Source organism: Archaeoglobaceae archaeon, from assembly GCA_038734275.1.
GTDB lineage: Archaea > Halobacteriota > Archaeoglobi > Archaeoglobales > Archaeoglobaceae > WYZ-LMO2.
In genome coordinates, this window is sequence record JAVYOO010000006.1 from 16,492 (window position 1) to 29,566 (window position 13,075).

The 13,075-nt window shown below is 42.5% G+C and carries 12 protein-coding genes; 5 read left to right on the forward strand and 7 right to left on the reverse strand.

Annotation, left to right across the window (positions count from 1 at the left end; genetic code table 11):
• Positions 1 to 7 precede the first annotated feature (7 nt).
• Complete coding sequence (locus tag QXI54_06760) at positions 8 to 985, forward strand: GTPase (protein ID MEM0302849.1); 978 nt, start codon at positions 8 to 10, stop codon at positions 983 to 985.
• Here QXI54_06760 and QXI54_06765 read toward each other — a convergent pair.
• The 5 genes from QXI54_06765 to QXI54_06785 form a co-directional block, all read right to left on the reverse strand.
• Complete coding sequence (locus tag QXI54_06765) at positions 919 to 1,110, reverse strand: ferredoxin family protein (protein ID MEM0302850.1); 192 nt, start codon at positions 1,108 to 1,110, stop codon at positions 919 to 921. The two genes, QXI54_06760 and QXI54_06765, sit on opposite strands and share 67 nt — an antisense overlap.
• Positions 1,111 to 1,172: 62 nt before the next feature.
• Positions 1,173 to 2,510 (reverse strand): RuvB-like helicase, encoded by a 1,338-nt coding sequence (locus QXI54_06770; protein ID MEM0302851.1) that lies wholly within the window; start codon positions 2,508 to 2,510, stop codon positions 1,173 to 1,175.
• Between the two features lie 70 nt (positions 2,511 to 2,580).
• The gene (locus tag QXI54_06775; GenBank protein ID MEM0302852.1) at positions 2,581 to 4,023 is read right to left on the reverse strand and encodes a 4-hydroxyphenylacetate 3-hydroxylase family protein; all 1,443 of its coding nucleotides are present in this window, start codon (positions 4,021 to 4,023) and stop codon (positions 2,581 to 2,583) included.
• An 11-nt stretch (positions 4,024 to 4,034) separates the two neighbouring features.
• Complete coding sequence (locus QXI54_06780; GenBank protein MEM0302853.1) at positions 4,035 to 5,051, reverse strand: NAD(P)-dependent alcohol dehydrogenase; 1,017 nt, start codon at positions 5,049 to 5,051, stop codon at positions 4,035 to 4,037.
• 90 nt (positions 5,052 to 5,141) lie between these two features.
• Entirely contained in the window at positions 5,142 to 5,339 is a 198-nt protein-coding gene (locus tag QXI54_06785) for a DUF5371 family protein (GenBank protein ID MEM0302854.1), read from the reverse strand.
• Between the two features lie 161 nt (positions 5,340 to 5,500).
• Between QXI54_06785 and QXI54_06790 the strand changes: the two genes are divergently transcribed.
• Positions 5,501 to 6,262: a winged helix-turn-helix transcriptional regulator gene (locus QXI54_06790; protein MEM0302855.1), complete on the forward strand. Its 762-nt coding sequence runs from the start codon at positions 5,501 to 5,503 to the stop codon at positions 6,260 to 6,262.
• Here the strand turns inward: QXI54_06790 and QXI54_06795 are convergent.
• Together QXI54_06795 and QXI54_06800 are read right to left on the reverse strand one after the other, a co-directional pair.
• The gene (locus tag QXI54_06795; GenBank protein MEM0302856.1) at positions 6,249 to 6,890 is read right to left on the reverse strand and encodes a MarR family transcriptional regulator; all 642 of its coding nucleotides are present in this window, start codon (positions 6,888 to 6,890) and stop codon (positions 6,249 to 6,251) included. The genes QXI54_06790 and QXI54_06795 overlap by 14 nt on opposite strands.
• Complete coding sequence (locus QXI54_06800; GenBank protein MEM0302857.1) at positions 6,887 to 7,630, reverse strand: NAD+ synthase; 744 nt, start codon at positions 7,628 to 7,630, stop codon at positions 6,887 to 6,889. The genes QXI54_06795 and QXI54_06800 overlap by 4 nt, the downstream gene beginning before the upstream one ends.
• Before the next feature lie 109 nt (positions 7,631 to 7,739).
• On the opposite strand from QXI54_06800, the gene QXI54_06805 reads away from it, so the two are divergent.
• The 3 genes from QXI54_06805 to QXI54_06815 are packed head-to-tail and all read left to right on the forward strand — an operon-like array spanning position 7,740 to position 13,056.
• Complete coding sequence (locus tag QXI54_06805; GenBank protein ID MEM0302858.1) at positions 7,740 to 9,482, forward strand: PQQ-binding-like beta-propeller repeat protein; 1,743 nt, start codon at positions 7,740 to 7,742, stop codon at positions 9,480 to 9,482.
• Complete coding sequence (locus tag QXI54_06810; GenBank protein ID MEM0302859.1) at positions 9,479 to 12,127, forward strand: prenyltransferase/squalene oxidase repeat-containing protein; 2,649 nt, start codon at positions 9,479 to 9,481, stop codon at positions 12,125 to 12,127. Before QXI54_06805 ends, QXI54_06810 begins: the two co-directional genes overlap by 4 nt.
• Positions 12,124 to 13,056 (forward strand): cobalamin-binding protein, encoded by a 933-nt coding sequence (locus QXI54_06815; GenBank protein ID MEM0302860.1) that lies wholly within the window; start codon positions 12,124 to 12,126, stop codon positions 13,054 to 13,056. Before QXI54_06810 ends, QXI54_06815 begins: the two co-directional genes overlap by 4 nt.
• Positions 13,057 to 13,075 lie beyond the last annotated feature (19 nt).

The window sequence follows — 13,075 nt, forward strand, 5'->3', positions numbered from 1 at the left end:
TAAAGTTGTGGAATCTCTGCGAAAACTACCCACAGTGCTTAACTCCGAAGAGTTGCTTGATAAGATTTTCGGGAGGAGCTCGAGGGTTAGTGGAAAGACTGTAAATGATAGGATCATCAATAAACTGTCAACTATCTCTAACGTTTCAAGGGATTACTTTGAGAAGATAATTTCGGCTCATCCCAACTACGACACTCTTCCAAGTTTTTATAGAGAAATGGTTGATTTGATCGTTGGAATCGAAAAAATAAAGCAAGCTTTGGCGTCGCTATCATGGGCTAACTCGATGATACAGAAAATAGTCACAAAAAGCATTGCGGAAATTCGAAGGAGAAAAGATGCTGTAGCTGTTTACAGGAGCGCATGCGGTAGAATTGCCTCGGTTATAGAGGACATTGACGATGATCTTCGATTTCTAAATGATGCAAAAAATAAAATCAGGGAAATTCCATCATTGCGTGAAATGCCGACTGTTGTTGTCGCAGGCTATCCAAATGTTGGAAAATCGAGCTTTGTCTCTATGGTTTCAACAGCAAAACCCGAGATTGCAGATTATCCTTTTACTACAAAGAAGATATTCATAGGGTATACAGAGGATTTGCAGATCATAGATACTCCCGGGCTTCTGGATCGCCCGCTTGCAAAAAGAAGTGCAATAGAAAGAAAGTCGATACTCTGCCTAAAACACGTAGCTGATGTGATTCTATTTATAATAGATCCAACAGAGACCTGTGGCTACCCTCTAAAGAGCCAGCTTTCTCTTCTTGAAGAAATAAAGCGAACTTTTGGGAAGCCCATGCTTGAAGTATACAGCAAGGCAGATCTTCACAATTTCAGAGATCGCCTTGCCTTTTCTGCAAAAAATGGTGAAGGCGTAAAAGAGATCCTCGATAAAATAACGAAAATAGCCCGGGAAACCTATTCGCAAACGTCAACCTTTATAGCTGACTCTGGGCATACTTCCACGCAGGAACAGCACTCCTGACAATCGTCCGGGCGAACGGGATTGCTTTTGCCTTCATCGTTGAACTCAAAAACACTCCCGGGGCAGACTGAAATGCACTCTCCACAGCCCGAGCATTTGTCCATATCAACCGTGACTTTTGCCATCCGCTCACCTCCAACAGCTGGAAGGGGATCCAATATTTAATTTTTTTGCTTCTCCTTCATGTTCACATTCCAAGCATCTTCTCTTCCCACTTCTTCAGATACGCTGAGCTCTGACTAACATCGCTGAAAATACTTTCTGCCCTCTCAACATCCTGCAATTCAATCTTTGTGGAATTTCTAAGCTTCGCAAACTCGTTCGCAGGGGCGAGCAATTGAACCGCATATCTTAGACTCATCTTTTCGCCAATGTCAGTCAACCTCTCTATCGCCTTATCTTCTAAGGTTATTCCCATTTCTGCAGCCCTGATGTTGATTATTGTTCGGATCTCGTCCCTTGAATAGGGTTCGGTGGTTATAATTAGAAGTCTGTCCAGCAAATCAAGAGGAATGCCATGCGGAGCGATTATATCTGTGCCCCTTATTCTTGAGAATCCTCTATTTGAGGCAAGAATTATAATTGGTGCCATTTCGGACTCCATCGCCCTGTTCATGAAAGCAAAGAGCTCAATATCCATTAGATGGGTTTCATCTATGAACATAACACCGGGCAAAAGCTCCGCTCTGCCCTCTTCGATTAACCTTCGAACCTGCTCATCTACTTCCTGGCGAACTTCACTGTCTATCTCTCTGCTTCCAAAACCAAAGATGCTGAAAATGCTCCCACGCCTTGCATTTGCCTCGTCAAAATCATGAAGAGTGACCACATACGTGAATTCTCTCTCCTTCTCGACTTTACCAGTCGGCACAGGCACGAGATCTTCATCACCGATGTCATATTTCTTCTTCGCCTTTTCGCTCCTTCCGAGCTTGCTAACTCTTCCTGTTTCCTTATCCACGATTATAACATCCCCAATTTCGATTCCCTGTGACAAGAATTGCAAGGCAATTCTGCCTCCAACACTGAAACTTCTTTTTTCATCTTTTGTTGCAAGTGTGAGATTTGCAGATTCAGGAATTTTCTGTGTCGGGTTATACGGGTTTGGAACCATGTTATAATCCAGACCAACAACTTCACCTTCCAGCACAATTCTGCGTTCTCTTATACGCACACCTATGGCTTTTCTCATAGCCTGAATTAGAGCTTCAGTTTTCTTCATCTCGACGCTGTAGAACTCACTCGCCGACACATGAACAAATGGTATGTCCTTGCCAAGCTCCTTGCTTATCGCGACCGCTATTGCAGTCTTTCCCGTGCCCGGTGGACCTGCAAGTAAAATACCTCTGCCAGCCATTTTTCCAGACTTTATTAGTTTTACAATAACACCAGCAGCTTCTCTTGCCTTTTTCTGCCCCACAAGACCATCTGCAACATCTTTTGCCCTTAAATTCTCATCAAGCCCGAGCCCGCGGATATGAGAGTGAGCACTAATTCTCTCAAATCTCCCGAGCTCGCGTATCATAAGATCGGTGGAAATGAACTGCTATATGAAATTAACCATTCATAAAAAAAATAAAAATTTTAATTAAATTTTAATCTTCGGGTATTTGATCAATAATCCCCACAAGGAATTTTGCAAACTCTTTTCTCTTCTCAAAATTGTATGTTCTCCATATCAAGATGTCTTCCATGACTGGAGAGCCTCCACCATGCACACCTGCAACCGCCTGAACACCACCGATCGAAGAGCAAAGTATATTCGAGATACCGAAAAGACATCTATATATATGCTCCACGGGAACATCGCTTCTTCTCTTCGTGTATTTCTCGATCAGCGGTCTAATTTCCGGATTTAGATAATCTTCGACAAATGGCAGGCAAGCAGGAAGACCACCTGAAAGTTCTGCGAGTATCTCGAGCTCCTTGTAAAAGTTCAAGCCTGCATGTCTTCTGCCAACATTTGCATATACTTCATGAGGAAGAAAAGTTCCGGCAGGTGTTTTTCTTCCAAAGATTGCTGAGGCAACCCCTGCAGAATAAACCAACTCAGCAGTTGCTGCAAGTTCCACAAGTTTTTCCCTGATGTTTGGCTTATCGTAAACGCCACTGTATTCAGCAATTAGGGCTCCAAATCCCATGATTATGTCTGTGGTTGCGGGTTTACAGCCTGTATAGCTGTGTCTGTGGAAAAGTGAGAAAAGAAAGGCCGCAAGTGTGGCGTATCTGTGTTCTCCACACAGGAATACGCGATCCCAGGGAACAAAAACGTCATCAAAGATTATCATGTTTTCATCGTCTCCTATTTCACCCACTGATGACTTAAAACCCTCTGGCGCCCTTATCTTGCTCGTTCTCGATATTATCTTCACACCTTCCGTATCAGCAGGAATTGCAAAAGCTACGCAGTAATCGGTATCTTTTTCTGTCATCGCCCTCGTTGGAACCACGATTATCTCATCCGCTACTGCAGCCATGGTTATGCAGTTCTTTGCCCCTCTAACAACGATTCCGTCACTTCTCTTCTCAACAACACGAACATACATATCAGGATCGTCTTGTTCGTGCGGTCTTTTGCTTCTATCTCCTTTTACGTCTGTCTGAGCACATGCAGCGACGAGATCTCTGTTCTGGAATTCCTTGACATACTCAACGAACCTTCTATAATAATCTGTCCCATTCTCCATATCGCAGAAATAAGTCGTTGCTGAGAGCCCGTTGATGGCATCACAGCCCATGCAACGCTGAATACAGCCTCCAACTAATCTACACAGCTTTCTGGTCATTTCCTGCTTCTTCATCAAGTCCTCTGCGGACTGATTTATGTGCGTAAACCTGTTTATTTTTTTGCCAGTTAAATGCGAAGTCGTCACAAGCAAATCTTTAAAGTATTCGTGCTCGACCAGGTCAAAAGTTTTCGAGATAACACTCATTCCGCCAGAAACCTCATCAGAGTCTCTTCCAACCTTCTTGCCCCTAACGTATATGTTCGGTTTCATCTTATACAAATCCTGCCTATACTCCTCAGAAGTCCTCATAGCATCACCTCCTAATCCGGGCACAAAACCGCCCTATGCTCAAGCTCACCTCTCTTCATTCTCTCAAAAGTTTGCAAAAGATCACCAAACTCAATTTTTTCAACCTTAAACCTTATTTTTCCCCTCTCAGCAAGCTCAACGACTTCTCTTAACTCCGATATGCTCCCCCAATAGACTGTAGTGTAGCTCACTTCCGAGGGAAAAATCGGATTCCACATTAAAGATACTTGACCTCCACCTATACCAACGATGACAAGCTTTCCACACTTGCCCAAGAAATTGACAGCAGTATTAAGCGTTTCATCTGTTCCCACGAAATCTATTACTGCTCCCGCATTCTTACCATCTGTAAATTCGCTGACCAAACTTAAAAATTCACCTTCTCTTGGATTCAGGGTCAAATCCGCTCCAAGTTTCTCCGCGATTTCGAGCTTTTTGCTTGATATGTCCACTGCAACAACTTTGTATCCCCGCATCTTGGCAAATTGAACTCCGAATTGACCCAGACCACCTACTCCAATGATTACAATTGTTTCAGAAATTGGCAGTCCTTCGCAGGCTTTTTTCACTGCTCTATAAGCTGTCAAACCAGCATCAGTTAGCGGGGCGGAATTTGCCGGATCGAGATTCTTCAAAGGCACCAAATAACGCTTCGAAGGAACTCTTACGTATTCCGCATAGCCTCCGTCCGCACCAATTCCAAGCCAGCCGAGAACGTTGCAAAGCTGTTCTTCCCCTTTTATGCAAAGATTGCAATTTCCACATCCCCATCCACCGTAAATCAAGACCTTATCACCCTCACTGACACCTTCTACACATTTGCCAACCTTCTCAACATAACCGCCCACCTCATGACCGAGCGTTATCGGTGTTCTCGGCAATGGTAGTTCTCCCTGAATTATGTGCAAATCCGAATGGCAAACTCCGCAACCAGCAACCTTTACGAGGATGTCGTTTACACCAATTTCTGGAATTGAAATTTCTTCTATTCTCAGATCCCCCGGAGCGTAAAATCTTGCAGACTTCAAATTCCCACCAAAGTTTAGGGCATTTTAAAAATATTTAAATTTAATCAGGAAAGTTGGGTAAAAATAGGGATAAATGTGCACCTGTCCAGATCACTCTTTCTGCTTCTTCTTCTTTATAACTTCCTCGAGCTTTTTCTCAAAAGGCTCCTGATGAGTGTATGGGCAGGCCAAATAATGTTCAACAGCCTTGGCTATTGCATCTTTCGTTGCATTTTCGCCTGTTTTCTTCTTCAACTCTTCAAGAACATCTTCTGGCAATACAGTTTGAGCGTGAACTATTTTCGCCATTCACACCACCTATAATTATAATCAACACAACCATTATTTAAGCTTTTCTCATTATTATCATTGCCCCGCTCAACACAATCCCCGCTCAACATGGTGTCTCTTAGGTATATGCATTTTTCGGGTAGAAAGATTTATAACCGAAAATGAAACTGGACAGTAATATGATACTCATAAACAAAAAAGATGTTACTCGTCTCCTGATTCTCTCCGAGTTGCTCCTCAATCCAGAGTGCAATCAGAGAGACATTGCAAAAAAGCTTAATTTAACACCTCAGGCCATTTCGGAGCACTTTAAAGAACTCGTAGCTGAAAATCTCGTGAGAGTCGTTCATAGGGGATACTACGAACTAACAGAAAAGGGCGAGGAATGGCTATCCAAAAACCTGCTGGATCTTCATGTTTTCAGTGAAGAGTTGCTTAAGAAAGTTTATTCGAAGAGTATTGTTACGATAGCAGTCGGAAGTGTAAAAGAAGGTGAAACAGTAAAATACTGGTTTGAAGATGGGTTCATATTTGCAAAAAAAGATCCAAACGGAAATGGCGTTGCACTAACTTCTGCGGAAGATGGGGAAGACCTTTTAATCAAGCCAACAGGTATATTTGAAGCCCCGCAAAAAGGAGAAATAATAATTGTAAAGGTTCCAAGCGTCGGAGAAGGTGGAAGCAGAAAAATTCAATTGGAGAGCTTTAAAGAACTCGTAAGAAGTAAAAGAAAGGATATAGTTGTTGCTATGGGTATAGAAGCTCTCATTGCCTGCAGAAAAATCGGAATAGAACCGATTTTCTTTGGTGCAAAGGACGTGTGTATCGAGGCTTCACACCATGGCTGTGGTGTCATCGCGGTGTGTGCAGAGGACAGGATAAACGATTTGCTCAGAAGTCTAATCGAAGAAGGGTTAAAATTCGAGATTAAGGAGTTTTAAGAAATATTATATTCCCTCTGCCCTTCTTTACCTTCTCGATCAGCCCTCTTCTTTCCAAGTCCGCCAGTATTAAGCTTATCTTTGCCTCGCTATATCCAAGTCTTTTTCTAAGTTCTTTTTGAGTCATTCTTCCCCCTTCAGCCTTTATTAACTCCAAAACAGCCTTCAAATCCTCGGGAAGGACTTCAATTGTTTCTTTTGTTTCTGATTTTTTAAAATACTTTCTTTTCAAAGCGTAAATAAAAATTATGCCCACCAAACTAAGGACTATTGCAATCAGACTGTAGTCCTCTTCATTCATCTCTGCTACTTGTGGGATCTCAGGTGGCTCAACTATCTCTATTTCCGGAAAAAGGATAATGTCAAATAGAACTTTGCCCTTTACAGTAACGTTCTCAATCGCAAAAAGATTTCCACTTCTCGCAATTATCGTGTAATTTCCGGGCTCGACCTCAAAGTTGTAAGTTCCGTCTTCAGCAACTATTCTCTGCTCAATCCCGTTCCTTATGCTAACCACTGCCTTCACTGGCTCAAGAGTGTCCCATCGGTATACTTTACCGTATATAGTGTCCGCACAAGCGGTCGATGAGACTAAAATTAGAGTCAAAAGAACTAAAAATATTCTCAAATCAGATCCCTCACCTTTGCTATTGGAGGCATAGTCCTCTTATGACTCGATTTTTCAACCATTCTAAGAACTCTCTTGAACTTCTCGTCATCTCTTCTGATTCCTTTTTCAATCTGTTTGAGGATCTCATCAAGCTCTGCGTAGCTCATTCCGATCTCTCCTTCGTCAGTCTGACCCACCCATAAGCCAGCAGTGGGTTTCTTTCTTATTATTTTCTCTGGCACTCCAAGAAACCTTGCAAACTCAAATATCTCGGTCTTGTAAAGATCGCCGATTGGTTGAAAGTCAACACCACCATCACCGTATTTTGTGAAGTATCCGACTGAGATCTCGGACTTGTTTCCAGTTCCTACAACAAGCCTGTTGAGGCTGTTTGCGTAGTAATAGTTTATGAGCATTCTGATCCTCGGCTTCAGGTTTATTTCTGCATTTATATTGGTTTTTCCAAGCTTTTCAAGGAATATCTTAACAAGATCACCGATCTCAATAACCTTAAACTCAATTCCAAGCAAATTTGCAATCTCAATCGCATCTTTAACATCTTCCTCCGCAGTAATTCCTTTTTCGGGCGTGATGGTTGCAAAAACTCTTTCTTTTCCAAGTGCCCTTACAGAGAGAAATGCAACAACCGCGCTGTCGATACCACCGCTAAGCCCGAGAACGACGCCACTGGCATTTGCAGATTCTACTTGCTTTGCGATAAAATCTTGGATTCTCTCTGCTATTCGATTCCAATCCATGTCTGGAATCTGAAAGTCTGAAAATAAGGATATCGGTGATGTTAAAAATATTTTACTTCATATCAAATTTATTGGAAAATCTTTTAAGTCCTATGGCGGCAGTATTTTTATGAGGATCTTGATCTTTCTGACTCTGCTGGCAATCGGAACCGCAACCGCAGACATAATTCCATCAATTTGCTGGAAAACCGAGCTCACAGGGCTTGTTGGAGCTACTCCGAGTTACGATAACGGTAGCATTTACGTTGCAAACTGGTATGGGTGGGGACAGTGGAATCCGGGACTTTACAAGCTGAATGCAAGCACTGGACAAATCGAGTGGAGAAACGAGAACATAAGCGGTGCGGGAAGAGCATTGGTAATTGAAGATACCGTAATCATCGGCAATCTCTCGGGGCATCTATTCTTTGTTAACGCAACCACTGGAATAATAGAGAAATCGCTTTTGCTCGAAACTCAGCCATCTTGGTATGGCATCGCTTCCTCGCCAGTCTTTTACAATGGCACGATTTATGTTCATACCTTTTCGAATTCAACGATCTGGGCTTTAAAGCCTGACGGAAGCATTAAATGGAAATTTTCAGCAAACGTTGAAGGCAGTCCTTATGCAAGTCCATTCGCACGCGACGGAAAGATTCTATTCTCAGCAGAAAATAAAATATTTTGTTTGAACGAAAACGGCGAACAGCTCTGGAACTTCACAGCGGAATCCAAGATCACGAATTCACCAGTTGCAACAGACGAAAATATCTTCTTTGCAACACAAAACTATCTCTACGCCCTTGATCTTGGCGGGAATTTGCTCTGGAAAACCAACTGGAACGGAAGTCTTTCAAATGCGATGCTTTTGGACTCAAAAGTTTGTATTGGTGGAAAGAATGGATTTGCATGTTTTAATTCAACAAATGGGGAAAAATTATGGTTTTTTGAGACAGATAAGGTTGATTCCACCCCCGTTGCGCAGAATGGAAGGATATACTTTGCAACAAATGTTCAGCAAGGAACAATCTATGCCCTCAATGCGATCGATGGAAAACTTCTATGGTTCTACCGTCTCATTCCGCCAGAAGGTAGCTACTACAACATAATGTCCTCGCCAATAATCGCTGAAGGAAAATTGTTCATCGGCTCCGATTCTGGTTTCGTTTACTGCTTCAATTCAAGCGGAATCATCGAACTAAACGTTACTCTCTACCCAGGAAATTACACAGAAAAGATTGGTGAAAAAATTTACGAAGTTAGCAAAACCTCAGGACTTGGAGCTCTGCACTTTGCAAGTCTCGGTTCGAAGTCCAACGACGCTTACATCGGTTTCAGCTACGAACTCGACGATAGCTGGTATCAAAGCTCTGGAAGCTTTTTCGTTTCCTCGATCATGGGTCTAATGGAACTCTGGTGGACTTACTACCTAAACGACGAAAGCCCCTGGGCTGGGCTTAATCAGATTGAGCTAAGCAATGGCGACAGACTTTATCTGCTCTACGGCACTGGATTTGAGACTCCAGAGAATGCAACTACGATGATAAAGATCAACGTTGCCGTGAAATCCGCTGGAATAAAGGATATTTCAGCCTCGAATGGGGCAAGAGGAGGGAATATAACCGCATTTGTTAACGTATCAACTGAAGAAGGCTGGTTCGTTCTTGTGCTGAGCGGACTTGGAAATGGAGATAGCATAGCTGGAGTTTCGACTTTCTACGCTAAGGGCGATCTTAGAGTTCCTGTGCTCGTGGCAATTCCGCAACAAGTCAAAACTGGAATCTACAGGCTTTATGCTGGAATATACAAGTTTGAAGACTATCCTGAAAAGCTCATAACATGGTTCGGACCCGTGGAGGTCGAAGTAAGATGAGAATTATTTTAGCTCTTCTCCTTCTCTTAACTCCTGCATTTGCATTGAGCATTCAAACGAGTGGGGACTGTGTAAACAAGGAAGTCTATATCTACACAGACCAGCCAAGCTTTCTGATTTTAAGAATGAACTATGGAGTCCCGATTTATGCAAACTCCACTCCACAGCAACCCGCAGTCTTTATTCCAAGGATCACTGGAGACTTGCTTATTACCGCAATATCCGATGCGGGCGAAGCAAGTAAAGTTATCAAGATCAGAGAATGTAAAGCTACCTATTTCGCCCCGACTCCCGCAATACTGCTCCCAGATGGAAGCTTTGAGGAACAGGGCAAGAAAATAAGCTGGAGAACCGCATTTGGAGCACTAAAGAAGGCTTGTGAGAGCCTTGGGTATTCCTACTCGACGAAACTCTCTGACTGGGGGATCTTTGTTGAATGCATTCGTGGAATTTGCACGGGAAGCCTTGGAAAAACTTCTGGATGGATGTATTGGGTTAATTACCCAAACAAACCTATACCAGGGATTTCCGCCTCGGATTACAGAATCTATCCGGGAGACGAGATAATATGGTATTTTTCGAGAAGCATGGATGAAAAACCAGACACATCGCCTTATGCCATAATAATAAAGATTGGAACAAACTACGAACTGCAGATTAACGTGAAATGGGAGTCAAAGATCCCTCCTGTAGCGGAATTCGAATTTACCCCGTTAAATCCGATAGTCGGTGAAGAAGTTATTTTTAATGCCTCTAAGTCATACGATGACAGAGAAATAGTTCGATATCAGTGGGTAATCGAGGGAAAGGTGCTTGAAGGTAAAATTGTGGCTTATAGATTTGAGAAAGAGGGAGAATATGAAGTAAAGCTGACGGTATTTGACAATGAAGGACTTTCTGACTCGATCACCAAAATTATTAAAGTGAAGAGCGCTGAAAAGCTGGATAAGTTCATAGTCCAAGGAGAGAGAGCCCTGAACCTTGGCTACGGAGTGCTAATAATACGGGCTGAGAATGCGGAAGTAGCGATAAGAAATGAAAGCTGCCGAGTGCCACAGCATGATGTTAAAGGCTGTTTTAGTCTTGAAGCAAATGCTTCGATTTCCGCAATCTTCGAAACAACCGAAGCTTTTAAGATTCTCAATTTAAATCGAGATCGCTGGATTTTGGTTAAAAAAGATAACGGGAACTACAGCGCAAATATCTCCACTGGAAAATTTGCAATTCTGAGCCAATGGGAAAAATTCCCGCTGAAGGAAAACGATGAGAGGATAAAAAGAGCTATTGGATACCTTAAAAGCCTACAGAGAGATGATGGAGGATTTGGAGAACAAGAAAGTCTATTTTCAGCAACCTGCTGGGCGATAATGGCAATAGTTTCCGCTGGGGAGAATCCTGAGGATTGGAAAAAGAATGAGAAAAGCCCAATGGATTACGTGAGAGAAAAAATAAAAGATGAAATTCCAAAAATGGGAACCGCAGACATAGCTCGGACTATCCTCGCATTGGTTTATGCAAACAAAGATCCAAGAAACTTTGAGGGCTACAATCTCGTTGATATGCTTAAAGAAAAAGTTAAGGACGACGGTCAGATTGGTGATTATGTTTACACAACTATCTGGGGGGCTTTGGCGTTAAAGGCTGTTGGAGAAGACATCTCGAGATCCGTAGAATGGTTGAAGTCGGCTCAAAATCCAGATGGTGGATTTCCGTGGATCGCTGGAGAACTGAGCGACTGCGATGACACTTCAGCAGCTATACAGGTTTTGATGCTTGCAAAGGATTATAGAGCGGTTAGCAAAGCCATCGAATATCTGAAAACCTGTCAGAACCCAGACGGCGGAATGAGATACTTTGGAGAGTCCGCAAGCAACTCTGCAAGCGATTCATGGGCTATTCAGGCTCTTGTTTCCGCTGGAGAGAATCCGATGGAGTTCAAAAGGAATTCGATAAGCGTTGTTGATCATCTGCTCAGCCTTCAAACCGCAGAAGGTTATTTCAAATACACAAGCTACGAAACTTCGAACCCGGGCTATATGACAACTTCAGCAATCATGGCATTACTTGGCAAATACCATCCGATAAAAATTCTGCCAGTTTACAGCACAAATGTTATCGCTGTTGGCAATGAGACGAAAATATGTTTGCCAATGGATCTTTTCCTTCAAATTTACGTGGATGAGATAACAATCTATACCGCAGAAGGCAAAAACTTAACTGTAAAGATAGAAAAGCTCAGAGAAATCCCAGAGACCTTGAAGCTCGAGAATGCGATAGCATACTTCTCAATAAACGTAGAGCCAAAGAACTTAAGTGGATACATAACATTCTTTGTCCCTAAAGACGCTAAAGAGAATTTTGTATTGGCAAAGTTTGAAGCTGGAGAATGGAGAAAGCTGAAAACCGAACTTTTGGGCTCCGATGAAAATTACAGATATTATAGAGCATTTACCCATGGCTTCAGCTACTTTGCAATTGTCAAGGAATTCGAAGAAAAGCTTCCAGAAATTGAAAAAACAACACCAAAAGTTGAAACAACAATCACAACCCCCACGGTTGCAGAGAAGCCAAAGTCCACTCCGGGCTTTGAGCTGACTTTCGCAATCCTCGCGATTGCCTTGGTTTTCTTAAGGCTGAGAAAATGAAAAAAATATTTGCTTTCATTCTTTTAATTTGCTTAACGGCAATCTTCTGCGTTCAAACTGAACACTCAACAATTCCCAAAACTGAAGAAAAATTCGAATCTGGGTTTGCTTTCAATTTATCTATTGACGATACTGGTTATTCGATAACCGCAGGGAATCCGCAGAGAATTGTCTCGCTTTCTCCAAGCAACACCGAGATACTTTTTGCCATAGGAGCTGGGGATAGAGTGGTTGGAGTCACAGACTACTGCAATTATCCGCCTGAAGTTGCTGAATTGGTTGCAAAAGGCAAAATTCAGAGAATTGGCGGATATTCAACTGTAAACGTGGAGAGAATTATTTCCTTAAAGCCAGATCTCGTCATAGCTTCCTATGGCAATGGATTGGCGACAATAGAAGTGCTTCGAAAATACACAAAAGTAATCGCATTCGATCCGAAGGACATAAGGGGAATTGAAAGATCTATTCTCGCAATTGGCGTTGCCACGGGAAATTACGAAAATGCGGAAAAGATTGTTTCAGAGATGGAAAAGAGAATCTCAGAGATAAAAGCAAGGGAGAAAAGCTACAAAAGGGTTGCACATATTGTCTGGAACGATCCGATATGGGTAAGCGGAAAGGAGACTTTCATCGACGAAGCAATTACGATCGCAGGCGGTATCAACGTTTTTAACTTCTCAGGCTGGAGAATCGTGAGCGTTGAGGACTTGATCAGAGCGAATCCTGAAGTCATAATAGTCAGCAGTGGTAGCGGGATGAGTGGTGGAAGAGATGTCGTTTACGAGTGGGTGATGAGTGACAAGAGATTAAAAAACGTTGAAGCTGTTAAAAATGGAAAAGTGTTTGTTATCGACGCAGACATAATTTCCCGCCCCGGTCCAAGAATTGTTGATGCTTTAGAACAGATTTACCAGCTCCTCAATTCCTGAATTCCTTTCAAGTAGGAAA

Excerpts from the sequence above, each read along its gene's own strand:
- QXI54_06800 (MEM0302857.1), bottom strand. The coding sequence starts at position 7,630 with ATGGATTGGAATCGAATAGCAGAGAGAATCCAAGATTTTATCGCAAAG.
- QXI54_06805 (MEM0302858.1), top strand. The coding sequence starts at position 7,740 with ATGAGGATCTTGATCTTTCTGACTCTGCTGGCAATCGGAACCGCAACC.
- QXI54_06790 (MEM0302855.1), top strand. The coding sequence starts at position 5,501 with ATGATACTCATAAACAAAAAAGATGTTACTCGTCTCCTGATTCTCTCC.
- QXI54_06775 (MEM0302852.1), bottom strand. The coding sequence starts at position 4,023 with ATGAGGACTTCTGAGGAGTATAGGCAGGATTTGTATAAGATGAAACCG.
- QXI54_06785 (MEM0302854.1), bottom strand. The coding sequence starts at position 5,339 with ATGGCGAAAATAGTTCACGCTCAAACTGTATTGCCAGAAGATGTTCTT.
- QXI54_06770 (MEM0302851.1), bottom strand. The coding sequence starts at position 2,510 with ATGATACGCGAGCTCGGGAGATTTGAGAGAATTAGTGCTCACTCTCAT.
- QXI54_06765 (MEM0302850.1), bottom strand. The coding sequence starts at position 1,110 with ATGGCAAAAGTCACGGTTGATATGGACAAATGCTCGGGCTGTGGAGAG.
- QXI54_06810 (MEM0302859.1), top strand. The coding sequence starts at position 9,479 with ATGAGAATTATTTTAGCTCTTCTCCTTCTCTTAACTCCTGCATTTGCA.
- QXI54_06815 (MEM0302860.1), top strand. The coding sequence starts at position 12,124 with ATGAAAAAAATATTTGCTTTCATTCTTTTAATTTGCTTAACGGCAATC.